This window comes from Klebsiella sp. KTE92, assembly GCF_000398905.1.
In the GTDB taxonomy this organism is placed as follows: Bacteria; Pseudomonadota; Gammaproteobacteria; order Enterobacterales; family Enterobacteriaceae; genus Klebsiella; species Klebsiella variicola.
Genome location: NZ_KB976100.1, coordinates 5,051,232 through 5,076,545, shown reverse-complemented (window position 1 = coordinate 5,076,545; position 25,314 = coordinate 5,051,232). Strand labels below are relative to the sequence as shown.

The window sequence follows — 25,314 nt, the reverse complement described above, 5'->3', positions numbered from 1 at the left end:
GGAGGCGTTACAATCGCCGCTGATTGTTGACTCCCTCTCCCGTCGGGAGGGGGGAAAATAACTTACCGCCAGGCCCATTCATGACTACCGATATTCGTGCGCTTTATACCCGGCTTCCGGCCATTGACCGCTTACTACGCGACCCCGCTTTTTCTCCCCTGCTGGCACAGCACGGCCATTCGCAGGTGGTGGCGCAGCTGCGCCAGATGCTGGATGAGGCGCGGGAACAGATTAGCCAACGGCAGACGCTCCCTGACTGGAGCCATGACTGGCTGCACGCCTGTGAGCAGCGGCTCACCGCCGGCCAGCGGAGCGCCCTGCGTCCGGTGTTTAATCTCACCGGTACGGTATTGCATACCAATCTGGGGCGTGCCATCCAGGCGGAGTCGGCCGTGGAGGCGGTTGCCAGCGCGATGCGCGCGCCGGTGACGCTCGAATATGATCTCGACGACGCCGGGCGCGGCCATCGCGATCGCGCCATTGCCGATCTGCTGTGCCAGATCACCGGCGCGGAAGATGCCTGTATCGTGAACAACAACGCGGCGGCCGTTCTGCTGATGCTGGCGGCCACCGCCAGCGGCCGCGAAGTGGTGGTTTCCCGCGGCGAACTGGTGGAAATCGGCGGCGCATTTCGCATTCCTGATGTGATGCGTCAGGCGGGTTGTCAGCTGTACGAAGTGGGTACCACCAACCGCACCCATGCCAAAGACTATCGTCAGGCGGTGAATGAAAATACCGCGCTGCTGATGAAGGTTCACACCAGCAACTACAGCATTGAAGGCTTTACTAAAGCCGTCGACGAAGCGGAGCTGGCGGCCATTGGCCGCGAACTGGACATCCCGGTGGTGGCCGACCTGGGCAGCGGGTCGCTGGTGGATCTCAGCCAGTATGGCCTGCCGAAGGAGCCGATGCCGCAGGAGATGATCGCCGCCGGGGTGAGCCTGGTCAGTTTCTCTGGCGACAAGCTGCTCGGCGGCCCGCAGGCCGGAATTATCGTCGGCAAACGCGCGCTGATTGCCCGGCTGCAAAGCCATCCGCTGAAGCGGGCCCTGCGCGCGGATAAAATGACCCTCGCGGCGCTGGAAGCCACGCTGCGCCTCTATCAGCACCCGGAGGTGCTGACGGAGAGATTACCGACGCTGCGCTTGCTCACCCGTCCGGCGGAAGAGATCCGCCGGCTGGCTGAACGCCTGCTGCCTGACCTGGCGGCACACTATGCTGACTTTGCCGTCAGCGTGGCAGCCTGCCAGTCGCAGATTGGCAGCGGTTCGTTACCCGTTGACCGCCTGCCCAGCGCGGCGTTGACCTTTACCCCGCATGACGGCCGCGGCAGCCGGCTGGAGGCGCTGGCTGCCCGCTGGCGCGCGCTGCCGTGTCCGGTGATTGGCCGCATTGATGATGGTCGGCTCTGGCTGGACCTGCGCTGTCTGGAAGATGAAACCCGGTTTATGGAGATGTTGTTACGATGATTATTGCCACCGCTGGACATGTTGACCACGGCAAAACGACGCTGCTGCAGGCGATAACCGGCGTAAATGCCGATCGTCTGCCGGAAGAGAAAGCGCGGGGAATGACGATCGATCTCGGCTATGCCTACTGGCCGCAGCCGGACGGGCGGGTGCTGGGATTTATTGACGTTCCCGGGCACGAAAAGTTTTTGTCCAACATGCTGGCGGGGGTGGGGGGTATTGACCATGCGCTGCTGGTGGTGGCCTGCGATGACGGGGTGATGGCGCAAACCCGCGAACACCTGGCGATCCTGCTGTTGACCGGAAAGCCGACGCTGACCGTGGCGCTCACCAAAACGGACCGTGTGACGGCCGCCAGGGTGGAGGAGGTGCAGGCGGAGGTCGAGCAGACCCTGCGCGAGCTGGGCTTTGACGCCGTCGCTTTCTTTCCCACCGCGGCGGCGGAAAACATCGGTATTGCCGAACTGCGCAGCCATCTGCTGCAGCTTGCGGAGCGCCCCCACCCGCAGCAGCAGCGGTTTCGCCTGGCGCTGGACCGTGCTTTTACCGTCAAAGGCGCGGGGCTGGTGGTCACCGGGACGGCGCTCTCCGGCGAAGTCCGGGTCGGGGATACTCTGTGGCTCACCGGCGTCAACACGCCGATGCGCGTCCGCGGCCTGCATGCCCAGAATCAAGCGGTTGAGCAGGCGCACGCCGGGCAGCGCATCGCGCTGAATATTGTCGGCGATGCACAGAAAGAGGCAGTGCACCGCGGCGACTGGCTGTTGTCCTCACCGCCGCCGGAGCCTGCGGAACGGGTGATTGTCGAGCTGCAGTGCCATACGCCGCTCAGCCAGTGGCAACCGCTGCATATTCACCATGCTGCCAGCCACATTACCGGCCGGGTGTCGCTCCTCGAGGACAACCTGGCGGAGCTGGTGCTGGATACCCCGCTGTGGCTGGCGGATAACGACCGGCTGGTGCTCCGCGATATCTCTGCGCGTATGACGCTGGCCGGCGCACGGGTGGTGACGCTGGATCCCCCGCGCCGCGGCAAACGTAAACCGGAATATCTGCAGTGGCTGCACGCCCTGGCGGCAGTTGGCGCTGACGATGCGCAGGCGCTTGAGCTGCATCTGCAGCGGGATGCCGTCCGGCTTGAGCACTTCGCCTGGGCACGGCAGCTCAGCGAAGCCGGAATGGCGGCCCTGATCCAGCGACCGGACTATCTGCAGGCCGGACAGCGCCTGCTCAGTGCCCCGCTTGCCGCCCGCTGGCAGCGAAAATTGCTGGATGCTCTGGCGCGTTACCATGAGCAGCATCGCGATGAGCCCGGGCCGGGCCGGGAGCGCCTGCGCCGCATCGCGCTGCCGATGGAAGATGAAGCGCTGGTGCTGCTGCTGATTGAGCAGATGCGTGAGAGCGGCATAGTCCACAGCCATCACGGCTGGCTGCATTTGCCGGAGCATAAAGCCGGGTTTACCGACGAGCAGCAGGCGGTCTGGCAGAAGGTGGAAACCCTGTTCGGCGATGACCCCTGGTGGGTGCGCGATCTCGCGCGCGAAGTCCATGTTGAAGAGTCCCTGATGCGCGCGGTGCTGCGCCAGGCGGCGCAGCAGGGGATGATTACTGCGATCGTCAAGGATCGTTACTACCGCAACGATCGCATTGTGCAGTTCGCCCAACGGGTGCGCGAGCTGGATCAGCTGCGCGGATCAACCTGCGCCGCGGATTTCCGCGACACCTTAAACGTCGGGCGTAAGCTGGCGATTCAGATCCTGGAGTATTTCGATCGGATTGGCTTCACCCGCCGTCGCGGTAACGATCATATCCTGCGCGATAAGGCGTTGTTTCTGTAATCATTCACGCCAGCTCCCCGGCGGACTTCGTGCAGGGGAGCTGGCGAAAAGAACTTGTTAAAACCGCTGCGTGAGACCGCCGAAGCAATTTCGCGTGAGCTGGGTTTCACGGTGCGTGAAGCGTCAGGCAAATGACCACATCCTGCAGGCCATCTGACAAAAAACAGCGCTGATTCCATTCAGGATCAAAGCGCGGGCAGGGACTATTCTGGCACCCTGCGGTTTTATCCCCAGGGAGCAGAGGATGAACCAGTTTCTTATTGCCAATGCCCAGCGGTGTATTGGCTGTCGTACCTGTGAAGTGGCTTGTGCGGTGGCGCACCAGCAGGCGCAGGATGTCGCCGCCCTGTCGACGAACCATTTCGCGCCGCGTATCCGGGTGGTGAAAAGCGGTGACATATCGACGGCGACGGCGTGCCGGCAATGCGAGGATGCGCCCTGCGCCAGCGTTTGCCCGCAAGGGGCGATTCAGCGCGACAATGACGTCTGGTGGGTCGACCAGCGGCGCTGCATCGGCTGCAAAAGTTGCATGGTGGCCTGCCCGTACGGCGCGATGACCGTTACGGTAGTGAAGGAGCAGGCGCAGGCGCTGAAATGCGATTTATGCCATCACCGCGCTGAAGGACCAGCCTGCGTGGCCGCCTGCCCGACGCAGGCGCTGCGGGTGATGGTTCCCGCGGAGCTGGAGGCGCTATGTGCGCAAAAACGCCAGCGGCTGGCGCTGGCGTGAGTGGGGGCGCTGACGGGCGTTAACCGCCCGTGGCGTCAGAGGCTATGCTTCCTGTTCGCGCCAGGCGAATTCAATCTCTTCGGCGAGAATTTTCACCCCGGCCTCAATTTTTTGCGGGTCTGGCACATAGTTCATGCGCATACACTGGTGAGTGTGCGGCCACGGCTTATCCAGACCCGGGAAGAAGTAATCCCCCGGCACCATCAGCACGCCGCGCTTTTTCAGCCGCTGATACAGCAGCTCGGTGGAGACCGGCAGGTCCTTAAACCATAGCCAGAGGAAAATGGCTCCCTCCGGTTTGTGGATCAGGCAGCGCTCCTCCGGTAAATAACGGCGAATAATGGCGATGGTTTCCTGCACCCGCTGGTAATAGAAGGGCTTGATCACCGTCTCTGACAGGCGCAGCAGATCCTGTCGTTTAATCATTTCGCACATCATTGCCGGCCCAATGCCGCCAGGGGCGAGGCTGATAATGCCGTTCATGTTGCTGATGGCGGTGATGATTTTCTCGTTGGCGATGATAATCCCGCAGCGGCTGCCCGGCAGGCCCAGTTTGGACAGGCTCATACACAGCACGATGTTTGGATTCCACAGCGGTCGGGCATCGCTAAAGATAATGCCCGGGAACGGCACGCCGTAGGCATTATCAATCACCAGCGGGACCCCGTGCTGATTCGCCAGCGCATCCAGTTTGATCAGCTCTTCATCAGTGATGACGTTGCCGGTCGGGTTGGTGGGGCGCGAGACGCAGATCATCCCGGTCTCTTCCGTCACCTGCAGATGTTCAAAATCAACGTGGTATTTGAACTGGCCTTCCGGCAGCAGTTCGATGTTCGGCCGGGTGGCAACGAACAGATCCTCTTCCAGACCGGCATCGGCGTAACCAATATATTCCGGCGTCAGTGGGAACAGTACCTTACGCGTGGTGCCATCTGCCCGACGGCCTGCAAACAGATTAAATAAGTAGAAAAATGCGCTCTGACTGCCGTTTGTTAGCGCAATATTCTGTGGTTCGATCTCCCAGCCCAGCTCGTCGCGCAGCATGTTCGCCAGCAGGCTCAGCAGCTCGCTTTTGCCCTGCGGACCATCATAATTACAAAGCGCATCAAGGGCTTTGCCATTATCCAGCATGTCGGACAGCAGCTGCTGGAAGTAGTCATTCATTTCCGGGATCTGAGCGGGGTTGCCGCCGCCCAGCATAATAGCGCCCGGCGTGCGCAGACCGTCATTAAGGTCTTCCATCAAGCGGGTGATGCCTGAATGACGGGTGAATTTGTCGCCGAAAAGGGAAAATGTCATCGCGAATAGTCTATCGGTGGTTCTGGAAAGTGGCTAACCATAACGCCAGCGCTAGCGTGGTGCAAATCGGCGGGAGGAGACGGCTTTTTATCTTTATCCTGTAAATTGCTATTTTGTTAGCGTTTTGTTCTGAATGGCTCCCCGCCAGGGCGGAGAGCCACCTGTGGATTACTGCTGTTGTCCGGCCCAGATGACCATCACTTTGTCTTCACCGCTCTCACGCACGAACCCGTAACCACGCGGCATCGACAGCGTTGTCTGTTTGCCCATGCCGATTGCCGGATGGCGAGCGCGGAACTGACCGATCTTCTGCCAGTGAGTGACGCTGCGGGCCGCCTTGCCGTTAACATCCTGCCAGTTCATCTGCGAACGGGTGCCCTGTAGCGGGTCCGAGCCGGTGGGGCCGAACGGACGTGATGATTCGTCACCATAGAAAATCTGCACGGCGCCAGGGGCCAGCAGCAACAGCTCCGCCGCAGTGGTGCCGCCTTCGCGGAACAGGCGCGTATCGTGCGAGGAGAGGTAACTCAGGACGTTAAAGCTCTGCAGCTTGTCCGCCATTTGCTGCCAGGTGAGGTCAATATTAGCCATACAGGTCGCCGCTTTCGCCGCCTGATCCTGATAGTCGAAATTGATCATCGCATCAAAACCGTGGCGATAATAATCGCTCTGCATCACCCCATGTCCCCAGGCTTCGCCGGTCATCCAGAACGGCGAAGCATCCAGCGCTTTATCCGGATTGGCTTTCTTCCACTCCGCCATCGCGGCGGTGGCCTGGGTTTTTAACTGCTGCCAGGCGTCCATCTCCACATGTTTAGCGGTATCGACACGGAAGCCGTCGATGCCGTAGTCGCGCACCCACTGGCTCAGCCAGTGGGTCAGGTAGTCGCGCGGCGTATAGCCCGGGATCGCTTTCGCTGCGGTGTCTGGTTTATGGCTATAGAAGTTCGGCAGGCCTGAGGCTTCCTTCGATTCGGTTTTCAGGTCCGGCAGGAAGGCCAGCGACATGGTGAGATCGTCATAGCCTGGGTTGTCATAATCGCCGATATCGGTGCGGATCCACTTCTTGCCCCACCATTTCTCCCAGCCGGCTTTGTCGCTGAAGTTGATATAGTCGTTAAAGCTATGCCAGGTCTGGCCCGCGCCCGGTTTCCAGTCCGTCCAGCGCTCGCCGAGGGTTTTTTTCAGCTCATCGCCTTGCAGATACAGGGCGCCGAACTGGAACTCCTGCATGTCGGCCAGGGTAGCGTAACCGGTATGGTTCATCACCACGTCAAACAGGATGCGTATGCCGCGCTTATGCGCTTCATCCACCAGCCGGCGGAGATCCGCTTCGGTCCCCATGTTGGCGTCCAGTTTCGACCAGTCCTGGGTGTAATAGCCGTGGTAGGCGTAGTGAGGAAAATCGCCCTTCGTGCCGCCGCCGACCCAGCCGTGGATCTGCTCAAGCGGGGAGCTGATCCACAGGGCGTTAACCCCCATCTGCTGCAGATAATCCAGCTTGCTGGTTAATCCCTGCAGGTCGCCGCCGTGGAAGGTGCCGATCTCCTGCATGCCGTCTTTATGACGGCCATAGCTGTTGTCGTTGGCCGGGTTGCCGTTTACAAAGCGATCGGTCAGGACGAAGTAGACAGTGGCATTGTGCCAGTCAAACGGCGCCGGGGCGGCGGTCTCGGCGCGCTCGAGCAGCAGCAGGCCATTGCTGCCGAAGGCGGGCTGCAGGGTGATTTTGCCGCCGCTGACGGTTGCGACATTGCCGCTGTAGAAATCGCGGACCTTGCTGCCCTCGGCGAAGGTTTTGCTGACGTCGATGGTCAGCGGTTTTCCATCCCACTTCGGACACTGACGGATCTGCGGCGCCGCGGCGCTGGCCTCTTTTTCCTCCAGCGAAATCATCATTGTCGGTGTGCCGGAGCGGGTATCCACCTCCAGGGTATATAACCCCTGGCGGAAGATGCGCCATTGCGGCGGGGTGCCACGGCAGGGCTCCATGGACAGCATCTGGTTGAGCTTAATGCCGCCGGAAGGCTGCCAGCACTGCTGGTCAAAATTTAGCTGCAGAGGACGTGTACCCTTCTCAACCACTTTCTGGCTGATGAATCGGCCCGTCCCCTCTTCGGTAAAGGCAGGGAAGTCGGTGGTAGTCCAGGCGGCAAAGGCCATCCCAGGCACGAATAACGTGGCAAGCGCAGCGAGTTTCATTGCGGGATCCTTGAGCGGTTTTTATCTAGTGTGCCTTGTTGCCGCACGGGTGAACTCCTCCTGGCCGGCGTTTTACCAGGAGGATGAAAAGGGGTGAGTGACACCGCTCAAAAAATAGGCTAAAAATGAGACGAAGCTAGCATTTTCGCACTGGCGATGCGGCGCAGAAACCGATTTCAGATGACACCAATTCGGAATTGGACTATTTCTGTTGATGCTCTCATTGCGTATTTTTGATACTATTAGCGATTCAGCTATCGTTTTTTTGTGAAAAACAAGGTGTTGGAATGCATATATCCGACCAGGAGACCTGATGATATCGAATCCCATACGACGATATGGGGCCGCCATACTTATGTTACTAACCTGTGTATTTTCAGGTAGTGTGTTGGCAACAACGCACACAGCAACAAAGAGTCATAAAGCCCCAACGGTTAAGAAGATCAGTAGTACTAAGGTAAGCAGTAAACAAGAGTATTCTCGCAATAGTGTAAAGAGCAGTTCACTTCCTGACTTGCGAAAATACCCTTCCGGAACACCAAGGAAAAAAGCGTTTCTCCGGACGGTCATGCCTTATATTACCAAGCAGAATCAGGCGATTACTGCGGATCGTAACTGGCTTGTTTCCAAGCAGTACGATGCTCGCTGGTCGCCGACTGAGAAGGCGCGCCTGAAAGATATCGCTGCCCGTTATAAGGTGAAGTGGTCAGGCAATACGCGTCATGTGCCCTGGAACGCGCTGCTTGAGCGTGTCGACATTATTCCGAACAGCATGGTAGCAACCATGGCGGCGGCGGAAAGTGGCTGGGGTACCTCCAAGCTGGCGCGTGAGAACAACAACCTGTTTGGCATGAAGTGCGGCGCCGGTCGCTGCCGCGGGGCGATGAAAGGCTACTCGCAGTTCGAATCAGTGGAGCAGTCGGTGCAGGCTTATGTCACCAACCTGAACACCCACCCGGCTTATTCTTCATTCCGCAAATCGCGCCTGCAGCTGCGCAAGGCGGATCAGGAAGTGACGGCCAGTACGATGATTCATAAGCTGAAGGGTTATTCGACCAAAGGGTCGAGCTACAACAACTATCTCTTCGCGATGTATCAGGACAATCAGCGGCTCATCGCCGCCCATCTGTAATCCGGATGCCCGGCCTTGTCGCCGGGCATTTTTTTGCCCTACAGCATCACCTCGCTGTGCCGGTCACGGTACTCCTTCGGCGTCACGTCGTACTCCTTCTTAAACACCGAATAAAAATATTGCAGCGATGGGTAGCCGCACATCTGTGAAATCTCATTGATCGACAGGCTGGTGGACACCAGCAGGCTGCGCGCCTTTTCCAGTTTCTCGCTGTGGATCACCGTGTGGATGGTCTCCCCGACTTCCTCTTTGAAGCGTTTCTCCAGATTGGAGCGAGAGATGCCCACGGCGTCGAGCACCTGTTCCACCTTGATGCCTTTGCAGGCATTGTTGCGAATGTAATGCATCGCCTGAATCACGGAGGGATCGTTCAATGACCGGTAGTCGGTGGAGCGTCGCTCAACGACACGCATCGGCGGGATCAGCTGGCGCTGCAGCGGGAGCACCTCGTTATTCAGCAGCCGGTGGAGTAATTTTGCCGCCTGATAACCCATCTGGCGGGTGCCCTGGGCGACGGAGGAGAGGGCGACGCGAGAGAGATAGCGGGTCAGCTCCTCGTTATCGATGCCAATAACGCAGAGTTTCTCTGGCACCGGGATATGCAGCAGCTCGCAGGCCTGCAGGACGTGGCGGGCGCGGGCGTCGGTGACGGCGATGATGCCGGTTTGCGGCGGCAGGGTTTGCAGCCAGTCGGCGAGCCGGTTTTGCGCGTGCTGCCAGTTTTCCGGCGCCGTCTCCAGCCCCTGGTAGACCACGCCGCGATACTTCTCCTTCGCGACCAGCTGGCAGAAGGCATACTCGCGCTCTACCGCCCAGCGTTTACCGCTGGAGGTGGGGAGTCCGTAAAACGCGAAGCGGTGCACCCCTTTTTCCTTCAAATGAAGAAAGGCGCTTTCCACCAGCGCGGCGTTGTCCGTGGCAATATAGTGGACCGGCGGGTACTGCTCTGGCTGATGATAAGAGCCGCCGACGCCGACGATGGGCACGTGGACATCGGCCAGCAGCTTTTCAATTTCGGGATCGTCATAGTCGGCGATAACGCCATCGCCCAACCACTCTTTGATGTTTTCGATTCGTGCCCGAAAATCCTCTTCAATAAAGATATCCCACTCCAGCTGGGAGGCTTGCAGATACTCGCCGACGCCCTCAACCACCTGGCGGTCATAAGCTTTGTTGGCATTGAATAACAGCGTAATACGGTGACGCTTTTCAAACATAGATAATGTTCCTGCTCTAACCCCGGTCATACCCCTTCATTCATGATGTTGCCGATGGCCTGGCTTCCTCACTCACCCGGGCCACGTACGCCGGTACGCAGCCCGGGGGCGCCGTCTGCAACCCGAATGCTGTTGGGTATACACTACCGGCTAATGCCCGAGATATTTCAAGCGCCTTGTGGCGAAGTTTGGCGGTAGCGCAAAGAATTCAGACATTCTCCAGAGAGTCTCTCCTCACGCGCGCCGCTTGGTGGCGGAGTCCATCCACACCGCCAGCAGCAAAATGGCGCCTTTAACGATATATTGCCAGAAGGTGGCGACGTCCATCATGCTCATGCCGTTATCCAGGGCTGACATAATAAACGCCCCCATTACCGCTCCGGCGACGCTGCCGATGCCGCCCGCCAGGCTGGTGCCGCCGATGACGCAGGCGGCGATGGCGTCCAGTTCGGCGATATTGCCCGCCGAGGGCGACCCGGCGCCGAGGCGCGAGCTGAGGATCAGCCCGGCAATGGCGACCATCAGGCCGTTAATGGCAAACACCGCCAGCTTGGTTCGCTCGACGTTGATCCCTGAGAGGCGGGCCGCCTCCAGGTTGCCGCCGATGGCATAGATGCGACGACCAAAGGCGGTGCGGGTGGCCATAAACAGACCTGCCAGCAGCAGGGCAGCGAGGATCAGCACCGGGGTGGGCACGCCGCGATAGTCATTGAGCAGCCAGATTGCGCCCAGCACAATCACCGCGGTAATGGCCTGACGGCCAACGGCGGCGGTGGAGGACGAGGTCGCCAGACCTAACGCCTGACGGCGCATCCGCCCGCGCCACTGCCAGACGATAAACGCCGCCATGCCGACAACGCCGATGCCAAACCCAATACCGTCTGGCAGATAGCTTTGGCCGATCTGCGCCATCGCCGGGCTGGTGGGCGAGACGGTGGTCCCGTTGGTGATGCCGATCAGAATGCCGCGAAACGCCAGCATCCCGGCGAGGGTGACGATAAACGAGGGAACCTTGCGATAGGCCACCCACCATCCGTTCCACGCCCCGAGCAGCAGGCCCATCACCAGGGTCACCAGGATGGTGAGCGGCAGCGGCCAGCCGAGCCAGACGTCAAAGATTGCCGCGGCGCCGCCCAGCAGCCCCATCATCGAGCCGACGGACAGGTCGATTTCTGCCGAAATAATCACAAACACCATGCCAACGGCGAGGATGCCGGTGATGGCCGTCTGGCGCAGCAGGTTGGAGATATTGCGTGCGCTCAGGTAGGCGCCATCGGTAACCCAGGTGAAAAACAGCATAATGACGACGATGGCGGCGATCATCACAAAGACCTGGAGATTCAGCCCCTTCAGCGCCGGCAAGGCGGCGGGGGCGGTTGGGGTGAGTTTGATTTCAGACGACGTGTTCTTCGACATGGCGTTCGCTCCTCAGCGCGGCTTCCATCACCTGCTCCTGGGTCAGATGTTGATTAACCAAATTGGCTTTTAGTCTGCCTTCGTGCATAACCAGCACCCGATCGCTGAGACCGAGCACCTCGGGCAGTTCTGATGAAATGACAATGACCGCGATGCCCTGCTGCACCAGCTGGTTAATCAGTTTATAAATTTCATACTTTGCCCCGATATCGATGCCACGGGTGGGTTCGTCGAGGATCAGAATGCGCGGATTGAGCAGCAGACAGCGCGCGAGTATCGCCTTTTGCTGGTTGCCGCCGCTCAGGCGGCCAATCGCCAGTTCCGGCGAAGAGGTTTTAATTTTCAAACGCTGAATGGACTGCTGAATGCAGTGCTGCTCGGCGGCGTCGTCCAGGCTGCTCATCGCGCCGGTGAACTGGTTGAGCGCCGCCAGGGTAATGTTTTTGCCCACCGCCATCACCGGCACGATACCGTCTTTTTTGCGGTCTTCCGGCACCATGGCGATGCCGTGGGCAATGGCCTGCTGGCAGTTAGAAATGCTCACCGGCTGGCCATCAATAAAGATCTCCCCTTGCCAGCGCCCCGGCCAGACGCCGAACAGGCACTGTACCGCCTCGGTACGTCCGGCGCCGACCAACCCGGCGATGCCGAGGATTTCCCCGCGACGCAGGGAAAACGAGACGTCATTGACGCGTTTAATATGGCGGTTTACCGGGTGCCAGGCGGTTAAATGTTCGACCCGCAGGATCTCCTCGCCGTGGGCGTGCGGCTCGCTGGGATAGAGCGCGGTGAGCTCGCGGCCGACCATCATGGTGATGATATCGTCTTCGCTCATGCCGCTGGCGTCGCGGGTGCCGATGTGCTGGCCATCGCGGATCACACAGATCGTGTCGGAGATCGCTTTGACCTCATTGAGCTTGTGAGAAATATAAATGCAGGCGATACCGTGGTTTTGCAGATCGCGAATGATCGTCAGCAGCGTCGCGGTCTCTTGTTCGGTTAAGGAAGCGGTCGGTTCGTCGAGGATCAGCAGACGAACCTGTTTATTCAGCGCCTTGGCGATCTCCACCAGCTGCTGCTGGCCAAGGCCGAGGTCGCCGACGCGGGTGTCGGGCGAAATGGGCAGATTGACCTGCGCCAACAGCTTCTGACAGCGCAGCGTCATGGTTTCATAATCCAGCAGACCGTGGCGGGAGATCTCGGCACCGAGGAAAATATTCTCCAGCACGGTGAGATGTTTCACCAGCGCCAGCTCCTGGTGAATAATGGCGATGCCTTTGCGTTCGGTATCGCGAATATGGTTTGCCTGCAGCGTTTCGCCGGCAAAAATAATCTCGCCCTCATAGCTTCCGTGCGGATAGATACCGCACAACACCTTCATCAGCGTCGATTTCCCCGACCCATTTTCACCGCATAACGAGACCACCTCACCCGCGTTAAGACGCAGGCTGACGTTATCCACGGCTTTAACGGCGCCGAAGGTTTTGGTGATGTTCTTCATTTCGAGTAGCCAGGCCATAAAGACTCCGCAAAAGTGATATCCGGCGGGATGAAAATGACGCCCCGGAGCGGGGCGTCAGCCATTACAATTCACTCTTTTTATGGAAACCGTCTTTAATCACCGTGGCGTCGATATTCTCTTTATTCACCTCAATGGGCGTTAACAGGCGCGAAGGGACATCTTTTAAGCCGTTATTCAGCGTGGTATCGGCCTTCGGCTGCTTATCGTTACCCAGCTCAACGGCGATTTCAGCGGCGTTGGTGGCCAGGGTGGTAATCGGTTTATAGACGGTCATCGTCTGAGTACCGGAAATAATGCGCTTCACACCCGCCAGGTCAGCATCCTGACCGGAGATCGCCACTTTACCGGCCAGCCCCTGGGCGGTTAAGGCCTGGATGGCGCCGCCGGCGGTGGCGTCATTGGAGGCGACCACGGCATCGATCTTGTTATTATTCGCCGTCAGCGCGTTTTCCATTATTTTCAGCGCGTTCTCCGGCAGCCAGCCGTCAACCCACTGATCGCCGACAATCTTAATTTTGCCTTCATCCACATACGGTTTGAGGACCTTCATCTGCCCGGCGCGGAACAGTTTGGCGTTATTATCCACCGGCGAGCCGCCCATCAGGAAATAATTACCCTGCGGCACTTTGTCGACCAGACTTTGCGCCTGCATTTCACCAACTTTTTCATTGTCGAAAGAAATATAAAAATCAATGTCAGCATTATTAATCATACGGTCATAGGCCAGGACTTTAATACCTTCCTGCTTGGCTTCTTTAATCACGTTGCTGAGTACCTGACCGTTATAAGGAATAATGACTAACACATCGACGCCGCGGTTGATCATATTTTCAATTTGCGACATCTGCGTTTCTTCATTGCCGTTGGCGGACTGGACAAAAACTTTGGCGCCTAAGGATTCCGCTTTATTGACGAAAATATCACGGTCTTTCTGCCAGCGCTCCAGACGCAGATCGTCGATGGCCATGCCAATCTTCACTTCTTTCGCCATCCCCGCCATGCTGGCGAGCAGGAGGGAGCTGGCGCAAAGTGTAAGGCAAAGGTTCTTTATCTTCATAATAATGATACCTTTTTTGTAAGGGTAGATAAGACGAACGGAAAAATAATGTTTGATACATGAGGTTGCGGATACGTTACAGATTCTTAACGCGGAAAGCAGGGCTGGCAATTACCGGTTCTTATTTTGCCGTTATGAAATTTCGTTTAATGTGCAAATTATGACGGCGATCGTATTTTATTCATGCACACTCTTATTATTGCACTGGACTTGTCCGACAAGGCACGGAGAAGGCGGAAGTATATTATTTTTTGCGAGCTGGCGCACGTTTGTGGATTCTCTCAATGGCGGTGTGAAATAACGTAATTGAGGAGATGGAAAGTGAAATTCTATATTGGCTTAAACCCGTCATACTTCAAGTTGTAGGTGGGTTGGTGACATTCGTTGCTCCGACCTCTTGCTGGTACCAGCGCCTGGAGGTTCACGCTCTTGCCGCCTTCCTGCAACTCGAATTATTTAGGGTATCTGATTGGTTATTCGCCGCATCTCTGAATATGGAGTTCTCTATGCAGACCTATTTCGATCAACTCGATCGCGTTCGTTACGAAGGCCCGAAATCCACTAACCCGCTGGCTTTCCGTCACTACAACCCGGATGAACTGGTGCTGGGCAAACGGATGGAAGATCATCTGCGTTTTGCGGCCTGTTACTGGCATACCTTCTGCTGGAATGGCGCCGATATGTTTGGCGTGGGCTCCTTCGACCGTCCATGGCAGCAGCCTGGCGACGCCCTGGAGATGGCCAAACGTAAAGCCGATGTGGCGTTTGAATTCTTCCACAAACTCAATGTGCCTTACTACTGCTTCCACGATGTCGATGTCTCGCCGGAAGGCGCCTCGCTGCAGGAGTACAGCAATAACTTCGCCCGCATGGTCGAGGTGCTGGCAGAGAAACAGCAGCAGAGCGGCGTGAAGCTTCTGTGGGGGACCGCAAACTGCTTTACCAACCCGCGCTACGGCGCCGGCGCGGCCACCAACCCGGATCCGGAAGTGTTTAGCTGGGCGGCTACCCAGGTGGTCACCGCCATGAATGCCACTCATCAGCTGGGAGGCGAAAACTATGTGCTGTGGGGCGGTCGCGAGGGCTATGAAACCCTGCTGAATACCGACCTGCGCCAGGAGCGTGAACAGATTGGCCGCTTCATGCAACTGGTGGTGGAGCATAAGCATAAAATTGGCTTTAAAGGCACGCTGCTGATTGAGCCCAAACCGCAGGAACCGACCAAGCATCAGTATGACTATGATGCCTCTACCGTTTACGGCTTCCTCAAACAGTTTGGTCTGGAAAAAGAGATTAAACTGAATATTGAAGCTAACCATGCCACGCTCGCCGGCCATTCGTTCCATCATGAAATCGCGACGGCCATCGCGCTGGGGCTGTTCGGCTCCGTCGACGCCAATCGCGGCGATCCGCAGCTGGGCTGGGATACCGACCAGTTCCCGAACAGCGTCGAAGAGAATGCGCTGGTGATGTATGAAATTCTTAAAGCGGGCGGCTTCACCACCGGCGGCCTCAACTTTGATGCGAAAGTGCGCCGGCAGAGTACCGACAAATACGACCTGTTCTATGGTCATATTGGCGCGATGGATACCATGGCGCTGTCGCTGAAAGTTGCGGCGCGGATGATTGAGGACGGTGAGCTGGATAAACGTGTGGCCAGACGCTACGCCGGCTGGAACGGTGAGCTGGGGCAGCAGATCCTTAACGGGCAGATGACCCTCAGCGACATAGCCCAGTATGCCACTCAGCATCAGCTGGCGCCGCAGCATCGCAGCGGCCAGCAGGAACAACTGGAAAACCTGGTCAACCATTATCTGTTTGATAAGTAATCATGCGGCGGCGCCCGGCGTGACCGGCGTCGCAACCAGGATGCTCTGTTCGCGCCACGCTTAGCCGTGGCGCGCGTTTAAGGAGAGGTAGTATGTATATCGGCATCGATCTGGGAACATCGGGCGTCAAAGCCATTCTGCTGAATGAGCAGGGTGAGGTAGTGGCATCGCATACCGAAAAACTCACCGTCTCGCGTCCTCATCCGCTGTGGTCGGAACAAGATCCCGAACAGTGGTGGCTGGCGACAGACACGGCGATGAAAGCCCTGGGCGCGCAGTATAGCCTGCGCGACGTGAAGGCGCTGGGCATCGCTGGTCAGATGCACGGCGCCACGTTGCTGGATAAATCGTTACAGGTGCTGCGTCCGGCCATTTTATGGAATGACGGCCGCTGCGCCGAAGAGTGCCAGCTGCTGGAGGAAAAAGTCAGCGCTTCCCGGCAGATCACCGGCAACCTGATGATGCCGGGCTTTACGGCGCCGAAGTTACTCTGGGTGCAGCGCCACGAGGCGGCGGTGTTCAACCAGGTCGATAAAGTGCTGCTGCCGAAGGACTATCTGCGCCTGCGCATGACCGGCGAGCTTGCCAGCGACATGTCTGACGCCGCCGGTACGATGTGGCTGGACGTCGCCCGGCGTGACTGGAGCGATGAGATGCTCGCCGCCTGCGATCTCAGTCGGGATGCGATGCCGGCGCTGTTTGAAGGCAGCGACGTCACCGGACAACTGCGACCTGAGGTGGCGCAGGCGTGGAATATGCCGCAGGCGCTGGTGGTGGGCGGCGGCGGCGACAACGCCGCAGGCGCGGTCGGGGTCGGAATGGCCGACGCCGGGCAGGCAATGCTGTCGCTGGGCACCTCAGGCGTCTACTTCGCCGTCAGCGAAGGGTTCCTCAGCAAACCCGAAAGCGCGGTGCACAGCTTCTGCCATGCGCTGCCGGGCCGTTGGCATCTGATGTCGGTGATGCTCAGCGCGGCCTCCTGCCTGGACTGGGCGGCGAAATTAACCGGCCTGGCCAGCGTGCCGGCGCTGATCGCGGCGGCGCAGACGGCGGATGAAAGCGCCGGTCCGGTGTGGTTCCTGCCCTATCTGTCGGGCGAACGCACGCCGCACAACAACCCGCAGGCCAAGGGCGTCTTTTTTGGCCTGACGCATCAGCATGGGCCGGCAGAGCTGGCGCGGGCGGTGCTGGAGGGAGTGGGCTATGCGCTGGCGGATGGCATGGACGTGGTACACGCCTGCGGCATCAAGCCGCAGAGCATCACGCTTATCGGCGGCGGGGCGCGCAGCGCTTACTGGCGGCAAATGCTGGCGGATATTAGCGGCCTGCAGCTCGATTACCGTACCGGGGGCGATGTCGGCCCGGCGCTGGGGGCGGCCCGGCTGGCGCAGCTGGCGGTGCACGACGAGGCAGACCGCGCCGGGCTGCTGAAGCCGCTGCCGCTTGAACAAGCCCATCGCCCGGACGATCGCCGTGTGGCCCACTATGCGCCACAGCGGGAAACCTTCCGCCAGATTTATCAGCAGCTGAAATCGCTGATGTCTTAGCCTCAGTCCGTCCGGCAGCGCCGGGCGGATTCCCTCCCTGAATGTCCCGGCTACATCCATCCAAAAAAGCGTATTTGTTTATTCCGAAATCTCTGCTTTCCGGTGCGTAACCTGCGGCATCGCCGGGAGAGTCGGTCATAATCAGCCCCTGTCGACCAGGGAGGTGAGATGAACACAAAACGCAACATTGCCAGGGTGATGATGGCAGCAGGATCGCTGGTTTATCTGCTCGGTATCTGGCGAACCTGCCCGTTGTTTAGCGGTAAAGGTTATTTTCTCGGCGTACTGGTGATGGGGATGTTTGCCGTCCTCGCCCATCAGCGCGCCAGCCAGTGGCAGGAACAGGACGACGGTTTTATTGCCTTATGTCGGCTGGTGCTGCTGCTATCGGTCGGCCTGCTGCTGGTTGGCGCCTGGTATGTGCCGGCAGACTGGCATGAAAAAGCCGTCTATATCGCGGCGTGGTTTGTCTGCTTATATGGCGCATCGGCAACCCCCGAACGGACCCGCGTCGCCCGGGCGATGCAAAAAACGGAATAAGCGCCGCCCCGAGGCGCGTAAAAGGTAAAAAGTGATGGAAAACAAGCACGCGACGTATTCTCCGGCGTTTCATTTGATCTCCTGGATTGCCCTGATCGGCGGCATCGTCACCTATCTGGTGGGGCTGTGGAATGCCGATATGCAGTTGAATGAGAAAGGCTATTATTTTGCTGTCCTGGTACTGGGGCTGTTTGCCGCGGCATCTTATCAAAAGACGGTGCGCGATAAGTATGAAGCCATTCCGACCACCGCGCTGTACTACACCACCTGTCTGGTGGTCTTCGTTATCGCTGTTGGCTTGCTGGTTATCGGACTGTGGAATGCCACTCTGCTGCTCAGCGAGAAAGGGTTCTATGGGCTGGCGTACTTTTTGAGCCTGTTTGGCGCTGTTGCGGTGCAGAAAAACGTGCGTGATGCCTGGGACCCGACGCGCTTACGGGAACCTCTCAGCGTGACGGAAGAGGGGCCTGAGTCGTAAGTCGGGCCCCTCCGGGTGGCGGACCGTTAGCTGACCAGCCGGCGGCTATCAATCCGCTGCACCAGGCCTGACAGCAGCAGGCTGCCGAGCAGGGCGGCGCTAAATATCCACACAATGTCCAGCAGCGGCCAGCGGGACAGCTCCAGATGGCTGGCGCGCAGCGCATGCACTATCAGGGCATGGAAACCGTAGATCCCCAGTGAATGTCGCGCAATGCAGGCGATACCGGGCAGGGGACGCGCGTTAAGCCAGTTTTTGGCCAGCGTCAGCAGGGCGACCGCGCAAACGAACACCGCCGGCCCGCAGTAGAGATACCAGGTGTCGCCAAAGTCTCCGCGCCAGCGCAGCTCATGCAGCGTGCCGCGGGAGATAACCCACACGGCGGCGATGAACAGCGCGGCGCAGAACGGGGTCAGCCATTTTTTATTGGTGTCCAGGGTGCCAATGGCTCTGCCCAGCACGCCGTAGAGCACGTAGTAGAAGGTATCACCGTTGATATAGAGGTTGACTGGCAGCCACTCAATCCCGGCGGCTTTGACGCTGACCATATTGGGGTTGGCCAGAATACCGAGGATCGCCATCAGCACCAGCAGCATTTTGCCACTGACGGACTTAACCTGAATCAGCGGTGAGAGCAGGTAGATGACGGCGATAGCAAAGAAAAACCACAGGTGGTAGAAGACGGGCTTCTGCAGCAAATTCTTTAACGATAGCTCGACGTTGATATGGGTAAACAGCGCGATATACAGCAGAGACAGCGCGCTATAGAACGCAATGCACAAACCAATTCGCCAGAAATGGCGCGGCTGGGCGCTGCGCTCGCCAAAAAACAGGTATCCCGAGATCATAAAAAACAGCGGCACGCTGACGCGGGAGGCGGAATTGAGCAGATTGGCGATGTCCCATTCCATAAGGGTGATGGCATGCGGATGAGTGATATACCAACTGGTACTGTGGATCATCACCACCATCATGCAGGCGATACCGCGCAGGTTGGTGATCCAGTGTATCTTTTCTTGCATCAGTCCCTCAAAGTCTGCTGGCGAAATAAGGTCTGACCCGCCTTATGTCCCGGTGTCGCAATAGATTAGTCTGAGTTTTCGGTCACAGACTTGTCGCGGTTTTATGATATTCGCAAAATACCTGTAATACTGAATCTTTACGATAACAACTTGCTAACAAGGCGGTGGAGGAGTACGTGGTGAAAGGTGTTGTTTCCATTATGCTGGTGCTGCTCCTCGCGGGCTGCAGCGAGACCATTTCTCCCCCGGCGCAAAAAGCGCAGCGCGCACGCATTACTCCGCAAACGACGCTCAATATGGCCCAGCTTTGCAAGGATCAGGCCGCTATTCGCTACAACACGCAAACGCAGCTCGTTGACGTGAACCATTTTGAACAATTCCAGGCGAGCTATGAGCTTTCGGGGCGGACCGGCAAGAATGAGCGTTTCATCTGTTCCTTTGACCCGGACGGCCAGTTTATGCATCTTTCGATGCGCTGAATCGACCCCGGCTGGCGTAAATTTCGTCCGTTTTCCTGAAACAACGCCGTTTCGTACTGTATATCTCGCAGCCAGCGGGTATACTGACTCCTTCCTTTAAATCCACACGTATCCAGCACGAAATCATATGCAAAAGTTTGATACCAGGACCTTCCAGGGCCTGATCCTGACCTTACAGGATTACTGGGCTCGTCAGGGCTGCACCATTGTTCAACCACTGGACATGGAAGTCGGCGCCGGCACCTCTCACCCGATGACCTGCCTGCGCGCGTTAGGGCCGGAGCCAATGGCGACCGCCTACGTGCAGCCTTCCCGTCGTCCAACCGATGGCCGCTATGGCGAAAACCCGAACCGTTTACAGCACTACTATCAGTTCCAGGTGGTGATTAAGCCCTCGCCGGACAACATTCAGGAGCTGTACCTCGGATCGCTGAAAGAGCTGGGTATGGACCCGACCATTCACGATATTCGTTTTGTCGAAGACAACTGGGAAAACCCGACGCTGGGCGCCTGGGGTCTGGGCTGGGAAGTGTGGCTCAACGGCATGGAAGTGACGCAGTTCACCTACTTCCAGCAGGTGGGCGGCCTCGAGTGTAAGCCGGTGACCGGCGAGATCACCTACGGTCTGGAGCGTCTGGCGATGTACATCCAGGGCGTGGACAGCGTTTATGACCTGGTCTGGAGCGATGGCCCGCTGGGTAAAACCACTTACGGCGACGTGTTCCACCAGAATGAAGTGGAGCAGTCCACCTATAACTTCGAATACGCCGACGTCGACTTCCTGTTCTCCTGCTTTGAGCAGTATGAGAAAGAGGCCCAGCAGCTGCTGGCGCTGGAGACCCCGCTGCCGCTGCCGGCCTATGAACGTATTTTGAAAGCGGCTCACAGCTTTAACCTGCTGGATGCGCGTAAAGCCATCTCCGTCACCGAGCGTCAGCGCTATATTCTGCGCATTCGCACCCTGACTAAAGCAGTGGCGGAAGCGTACTACGCTTCCCGTGAAGCGCTCGGCTTCCCGATGTGCAACAAGAATAAATAAGAGGCGGCCATGTCTGAGAATACTTTTCTGGTGGAAATCGGCACTGAAGAGCTGCCACCAAAAGCGCTGCGCAGCCTGGCGGAATCTTTTGCTGCGAACGTGACCGCGGAGCTGGATAATGCCGGCCTCGCACACGGTAAAGTGGAATGGTTTGCCGCCCCGCGTCGTCTGGCGCTGAAGGTAGCCAACCTCGCGGCGGCGCAAGCCGATCGCGAAGTGGAAAAACGCGGCCCGGCTATTGCCCAGGCGTTCGATGCCGAAGGCAAGCCAAGCAAAGCGGCCGAAGGCTGGGCGCGCGGCTGCGGTATCACCGTCGATCAGGCCGAACGTCTGACCACCGACAAAGGCGAGTGGCTGCTGTATCGCGCCCATGTAAAGGGCGAAAGCACTGAAGCGCTGCTGCCGAACATGATTGCCAGCTCGCTGGCGAAGCTGCCGATCCCGAAACTGATGCGCTGGGGCGCGTCTGACGTCCACTTCGTGCGTCCGGTTCACACGGTGACTTTGCTGCTGGGTGACAAAGTGATCCCGGCCACTATCCTCGGTATTCCGTCCGATCGCGTGATTCGCGGGCATCGCTTTATGGGTGAGCCGGAGTTCACTATCGATCATGCCGACCAGTACCCGCAGATCCTGCTGGAGCGCGGTAAAGTCATCGCCGATTACGAACAGCGTAAAGCCAAAATCAAAGCCGATGCGGAAGAAGCGGCGCGTAAGATTGGCGGTCAAGCCGATCTGAGCGAAAGCCTGCTGGAAGAAGTCACCTCGCTGGTGGAATGGCCGGTGGTGCTGACGGCGAAGTTCGAAGAAAAATTCCTCGCGGTGCCGTCCGAAGCGCTGGTTTACACCATGAAGGGCGACCAGAAGTACTTCCCGGTCTACGACAATGCCGGCAAACTGCTGCCGAACTTTATCTTCGTAGCCAACATCGAGTCCAAAGATCCGCAGCAGATCATCTCCGGTAACGAGAAGGTGGTTCGTCCGCGTCTGGCCGATGCTGAATTCTTCTTCAACACCGACCGTAAAAAACGTCTGGAAGATAACCTGCCGCGTCTGGAAACCGTGCTGTTCCAACAGCAACTTGGGACCCTGCGCGACAAGACCGATCGCATCCAGGCGCTGGCGGGCTGGATTGCCGGGCAGATTGGCGCTGATGTGAACCATGCGACCCGCGCGGGCCTGCTGTCCAAGTGCGACCTGATGACCAACATGGTCTTCGAGTTCACCGACACCCAGGGCGTGATGGGGATGCACTACGCGCGCCATGACGGCGAAGCGGAAGACGTGGCCGTGGCGCTGAACGAGCAGTATCAGCCGCGCTTTGCCGGCGACGCGCTGCCGTCTAACCCGGTGGCCTGCGCGGTGGCGATTGCCGATAAGATGGACACCCTGGCGGGTATCTTTGGTATCGGGCAGCATCCGAAAGGCGATAAAGACCCGTTTGCGCTGCGCCGCGCCGCGCTGGGCGTGCTGCGTATCATCGTTGAGAAGAACCTGAATCTCGATCTGCAAACGCTGACCGAAGAAGCGGTGCGTCTGTACGGTGAGAAGCTGACCAACGCCAACGTGGTTGATGATGTGATCGACTTTATGCTGGGCCGCTTCCGCGCCTGGTATCAGGACGAAGGTTACGGCGTCGACACGATCCAGGCGGTACTGGCGCGTCGTCCAACCCGCCCGGCGGATTTTGATGCGCGCATGAAAGCCGTATCGCACTTCCGTACCCTGGAAGAGTCCTCCGCGCTGGCGGCGGCAAACAAACGTGTCTCCAACATCCTCGCGAAATCCGACGAGACGCTGAACGACATCGTTCACGCTTCAGTGCTGAAAGAAGCGGCGGAAATCAAGCTGGCGGGCAATCTGGTGGTGCTGCGCGACAAACTGCAGCCGTATTTCGCCGCAGGCCGTTATCAGGATGCGCTGATTGAGCTGGCTGCGCTGCGCGAGCCGGTGGATGAATTCTTCGAGAACGTGATGGTTAACGCTGAAGACAAAGATGTTCGCATCAACCGTCTGACGCTGCTGTCCAAACTGCGTGAACTGTTCCTGCAGGTCGCGGATATTTCTCTGCTGCAGTAAGCGTATCGGTAATAATAAAAGACCTGCCTCAGGGCAGGTTTTTTTATACGGGAAATATAAATAGATGAACCGTTAATAATTCTGTCATTGATATCTCCATTATTTACATTCATCGATAAGAAATGTTTTAGGAATATATAAACATAATTCCGTGAGGTATTTACGCTAGAATGGCGGCGGGTGCTTGAGACTGTGTGTCTCAGGTATTCAGCGGGAGACAGACAGAGAAAAGCCCCACCTGATAGTAATCAAAGTGAGGCTCCCCTATGCATGAACACCATAAGAGTAGCCTCTTACTTGTTGAAAATCAACACTGGAGGCGAGGAATGCCGCAAAAGTATCTGTTGTTTGGCTTAGTAGTGATTTGCTTCACTATTTTATTATTGACCTGGATGGTTCGTGATTCGCTATGTGAATTACAGCTCAGGCAGGGAAATATTGAGCTGGTGGCATTCTTAGCCTGTGATATTAAACAGTAAGAGCATCTGGTGGGGATCTATCCCCACCATGCTTGCAGTGTCAGGCATTCTCAATGCACCCTTTCATTGTTCACCAAATAAATCATTTGCCTCCTGATATCAGGAGGCCTTTTTATTTTTACACGATCGTTGAATAAAACAGGCTTGCAACGCATACCGGAGTGTGGCTATCCTATGTCCCGACGAATTCCTCGTCTCACCGGAGCGCGCCCCACAAATGAACAAACACGACTGATGAATTTCACGCCTTACCTCGCAGATGTTGCGGGTAGGGGAGTATTGATTTCATTCAGGAGTGCTTATGGCTCATTGCGCCCATATCCCCGCTTTTGTTTTACATCAGGTCACCTGTCAGTTTGCGACGGGAGATACGCTATTTGGTCCGCTGAATTTATCGCTGGAATCGTCGCTTTGCGGCCTGGTCGGCCGTAACGGCGTTGGTAAGACGCGTCTGCTACGTCTGCTGGCCGGTCTGGATTCCCCCGCCGACGGCTATATCGAGCGCGGGGCTTCTATTGCCTGGGTGGCGCAGCAGCCGAACGTCACGCCAGAGATGACCCTCGCGGCGCTGCTGGGCTATGCGCCGATATTTGATGCCTTGTCTCGCCTTGAACAGGGTCAAGTGCTGGCTGCCGATTTCGATCTATTGGATGGACACTGGGATCTCCCCGATCGCCTGAGTTTAGCTTTCCATGAAGCCGCTCTCCCGCCGTTCTCTGCGGATCGTCCCGCTTTTTCACTCAGCGGCGGCGAGCGGATGAAGGCTCTGCTGTGCGGCGCCTTTGTCTCCGGCGCCGATTATCTGCTGCTGGATGAGCCCACCAACCATCTGGACCGCCAGGGACGGGAGTGGCTCTATCACCAACTGGAAAGCTGGCAGGGTGGGGCTCTGATCGCCAGCCACGACCGCGAGTTACTGGCGCGGATGCCGAGGATTATTGAGCTGACGCCGACGGCGCTGCGCAGCTACGGCGGCAACTATGATGAATATCAGCGCCAGCGTATGGCGGAGCAGCAGGCTGCGCGCGCGGCGCTGGAACATGCTGTGACCGAGCGACGGCGCACCCGCGCGCGAATGCAAAAGGAGCATGACGCCGCCCAGCGGCGCTCGGCTCAGACGCTGCGGACCGTTGATACGCTAAATATCGCCTCGTTTGAACGTGTGAAGTACAAAGGTGCGGCAAAAGAGCGCCCGGGAACGCTGCGCCGTCAGCATCGTGAACAGAACAGCAGTCTGAATGCCGCCGTGCAGCAGGCACGGGAGCGGGTAGAAGACGACAATCCGGTGATGTTCACCCTGCCGGGTAGCGAAGTGGCCGCCGGCAAGCAGGTTCTGGTGGTGGAAGCATTGCAGCTCGCCCATTCACCCGCTGCGCCGCTGGACTGGCGTATGGATGGTCCGATGCGTATTGCGCTAAAGGGACCGAACGGCTGTGGCAAAACCACTTTGCTGAAAACGCTGCTGGGGCTGGAGCAGGCCGTCTCAGGCGATGTCCGGCTGTCGGTGAGCGCGGCTTATCTGGATCAACATCTGACACAGCTGGATCTGTCGTTATCGGTCATGGCGCACCTGAGCCTGGACGATACCCCGCTGGATGAGGGCCTTCTGCGCACCCGTCTGGCGCAGCTCCAGCTTGGCGCGGATAAGGTCACTCTGCCGTTGGCGACGCTCAGCGGCGGCGAGCGTCTGAAAGCGGCCCTGGCGTGCGTGCTCTGGCGACGCGATCCCGCTCAGCTGCTTTTGCTGGATGAGCCGACCAACCATCTCGATTTAGCATCGACACAGGCTATTGAAAGCGCGCTGGCGGCGTTTCCAGGCGCGATGCTGGTGGTGTCACATGATGAGGCTTTTTTACACGGTCTGAAGCTGACCCATAGCCTGGCGTGGCGGGAGACGGGCTGGCACTTTTCCCTGCTCTGAATGCCCAACAGCCGCCATC

General features: G+C 58.1%; 20 protein-coding genes and 1 pseudogene. 14 read left to right on the top strand and 7 right to left on the bottom strand.

Features of this window, described 5'->3' with window-relative positions; all coding sequences use genetic code 11:
• The first annotated feature begins 80 nt into the window (after window positions 1–80).
• From selA to A1WC_RS01810, 4 genes and pseudogenes are all read left to right on the top strand, one after another.
• Entirely contained in the window at window positions 81–1,469 is a 1,389-nt protein-coding gene (gene selA / locus A1WC_RS01800) for an L-seryl-tRNA(Sec) selenium transferase (RefSeq protein WP_016161948.1), read from the top strand.
• Window positions 1,466–3,307, top strand: coding sequence for a selenocysteine-specific translation elongation factor (gene selB, locus A1WC_RS01805; protein ID WP_016161947.1), 1,842 nt, complete (start codon window positions 1,466–1,468; stop codon window positions 3,305–3,307). The genes selA and selB overlap by 4 nt, the downstream gene beginning before the upstream one ends.
• 42 nt (window positions 3,308–3,349) lie before the next feature.
• Window positions 3,350–3,442, top strand: a pseudogene (locus tag A1WC_RS27330) (IclR family transcriptional regulator); the annotation flags it as partial.
• 109 nt (window positions 3,443–3,551) lie between these two features.
• Complete coding sequence (locus tag A1WC_RS01810; RefSeq protein ID WP_016161946.1) at window positions 3,552–4,037, top strand: 4Fe-4S dicluster domain-containing protein; 486 nt, start codon at window positions 3,552–3,554, stop codon at window positions 4,035–4,037.
• Between the two features lie 42 nt (window positions 4,038–4,079).
• Here A1WC_RS01810 and avtA read toward each other — a convergent pair whose 3' ends face one another.
• A complete protein-coding gene (gene avtA / locus A1WC_RS01815) occupies window positions 4,080–5,336 on the bottom strand; it encodes a valine--pyruvate transaminase (RefSeq protein WP_008806869.1) in 1,257 nt (418 codons plus the stop codon).
• 168 nt (window positions 5,337–5,504) lie between these two features.
• Window positions 5,505–7,538: an alpha-amylase gene (locus tag A1WC_RS01820; RefSeq protein ID WP_016161945.1), complete on the bottom strand. Its 2,034-nt coding sequence runs from the start codon at window positions 7,536–7,538 to the stop codon at window positions 5,505–5,507.
• A 313-nt stretch (window positions 7,539–7,851) separates the two neighbouring features.
• Here A1WC_RS01820 and A1WC_RS01825 point away from each other — a divergent pair, with 313 nt between their 5' ends.
• Window positions 7,852–8,670, top strand: coding sequence for a protein bax (locus A1WC_RS01825; protein WP_008806871.1), 819 nt, complete (start codon window positions 7,852–7,854; stop codon window positions 8,668–8,670).
• Window positions 8,671–8,708: 38 nt separating this feature from the next.
• Here A1WC_RS01825 and xylR read toward each other — a convergent pair whose 3' ends face one another.
• The 4 genes from xylR to xylF all read right to left on the bottom strand — a co-directional run bounded on the left by xylR (window position 8,709) and on the right by xylF (window position 13,882).
• Entirely contained in the window at window positions 8,709–9,887 is a 1,179-nt protein-coding gene (gene xylR / locus A1WC_RS01830; protein ID WP_008806872.1) for a D-xylose utilization transcriptional activator XylR, read from the bottom strand.
• A gap of 234 nt (window positions 9,888–10,121) precedes the next feature.
• Window positions 10,122–11,303: a xylose ABC transporter permease XylH gene (xylH, locus tag A1WC_RS01835; protein ID WP_008806873.1), complete on the bottom strand. Its 1,182-nt coding sequence runs from the start codon at window positions 11,301–11,303 to the stop codon at window positions 10,122–10,124.
• Window positions 11,281–12,822: a xylose ABC transporter ATP-binding protein gene (locus A1WC_RS01840; RefSeq protein ID WP_012540329.1), complete on the bottom strand. Its 1,542-nt coding sequence runs from the start codon at window positions 12,820–12,822 to the stop codon at window positions 11,281–11,283. The genes xylH and A1WC_RS01840 overlap by 23 nt, the downstream gene beginning before the upstream one ends.
• Window positions 12,823–12,886: 64 nt before the next feature.
• Entirely contained in the window at window positions 12,887–13,882 is a 996-nt protein-coding gene (xylF, locus tag A1WC_RS01845) for a D-xylose ABC transporter substrate-binding protein (protein WP_004210164.1), read from the bottom strand.
• 506 nt (window positions 13,883–14,388) lie between these two features.
• Here xylF and xylA point away from each other — a divergent pair.
• From xylA to yiaA, 4 genes are all read left to right on the top strand, one after another.
• Complete coding sequence (gene xylA, locus A1WC_RS01850; protein ID WP_008806876.1) at window positions 14,389–15,711, top strand: xylose isomerase; 1,323 nt, start codon at window positions 14,389–14,391, stop codon at window positions 15,709–15,711.
• 92 nt (window positions 15,712–15,803) lie between these two features.
• Window positions 15,804–17,258 (top strand): xylulokinase, encoded by a 1,455-nt coding sequence (xylB, locus tag A1WC_RS01855; protein WP_012967071.1) that lies wholly within the window; start codon window positions 15,804–15,806, stop codon window positions 17,256–17,258.
• Window positions 17,259–17,426: 168 nt separating this feature from the next.
• Window positions 17,427–17,798 (top strand): inner membrane protein YiaB, encoded by a 372-nt coding sequence (gene yiaB / locus A1WC_RS01860; RefSeq protein ID WP_008806878.1) that lies wholly within the window; start codon window positions 17,427–17,429, stop codon window positions 17,796–17,798.
• A 31-nt stretch (window positions 17,799–17,829) separates the two neighbouring features.
• Window positions 17,830–18,276 (top strand): inner membrane protein YiaA, encoded by a 447-nt coding sequence (gene yiaA, locus A1WC_RS01865; RefSeq protein ID WP_008806879.1) that lies wholly within the window; start codon window positions 17,830–17,832, stop codon window positions 18,274–18,276.
• A gap of 26 nt (window positions 18,277–18,302) precedes the next feature.
• On the opposite strand, the gene A1WC_RS01870 is transcribed toward yiaA, so the two are convergent.
• On the bottom strand, window positions 18,303–19,298 hold the full coding sequence (locus A1WC_RS01870) for an acyltransferase (RefSeq protein ID WP_012540332.1): 996 nt from the start codon (window positions 19,296–19,298) through the stop codon (window positions 18,303–18,305).
• Window positions 19,299–19,477: 179 nt separating this feature from the next.
• Here A1WC_RS01870 and A1WC_RS01875 point away from each other — a divergent pair, with 179 nt between their 5' ends.
• From A1WC_RS01875 to A1WC_RS01890, 5 genes are all read left to right on the top strand, one after another.
• Window positions 19,478–19,777 carry a YsaB family lipoprotein gene (locus A1WC_RS01875; RefSeq protein ID WP_077598881.1) on the top strand — a complete coding sequence of 100 codons (300 nt, stop codon included), beginning with the start codon at window positions 19,478–19,480 and terminating at the stop codon, window positions 19,775–19,777.
• A 127-nt stretch (window positions 19,778–19,904) separates the two neighbouring features.
• On the top strand, window positions 19,905–20,816 hold the full coding sequence (gene glyQ / locus A1WC_RS01880; protein ID WP_004205014.1) for a glycine--tRNA ligase subunit alpha: 912 nt from the start codon (window positions 19,905–19,907) through the stop codon (window positions 20,814–20,816).
• Between the two features lie 9 nt (window positions 20,817–20,825).
• On the top strand, window positions 20,826–22,895 hold the full coding sequence (glyS, locus tag A1WC_RS01885) for a glycine--tRNA ligase subunit beta (RefSeq protein ID WP_012967074.1): 2,070 nt from the start codon (window positions 20,826–20,828) through the stop codon (window positions 22,893–22,895).
• 326 nt (window positions 22,896–23,221) lie between these two features.
• Window positions 23,222–23,374, top strand: a complete 153-nt coding sequence (hokA, locus tag A1WC_RS0125405) for a type I toxin-antitoxin system toxin HokA (RefSeq protein WP_012967075.1) — start codon at window positions 23,222–23,224, stop codon at window positions 23,372–23,374.
• Window positions 23,375–23,675: 301 nt separating this feature from the next.
• On the top strand, window positions 23,676–25,295 hold the full coding sequence (locus tag A1WC_RS01890) for an ATP-binding cassette domain-containing protein (RefSeq protein ID WP_016161942.1): 1,620 nt from the start codon (window positions 23,676–23,678) through the stop codon (window positions 25,293–25,295).
• The last annotated feature ends 19 nt before the right edge of the window (window positions 25,296–25,314 follow it).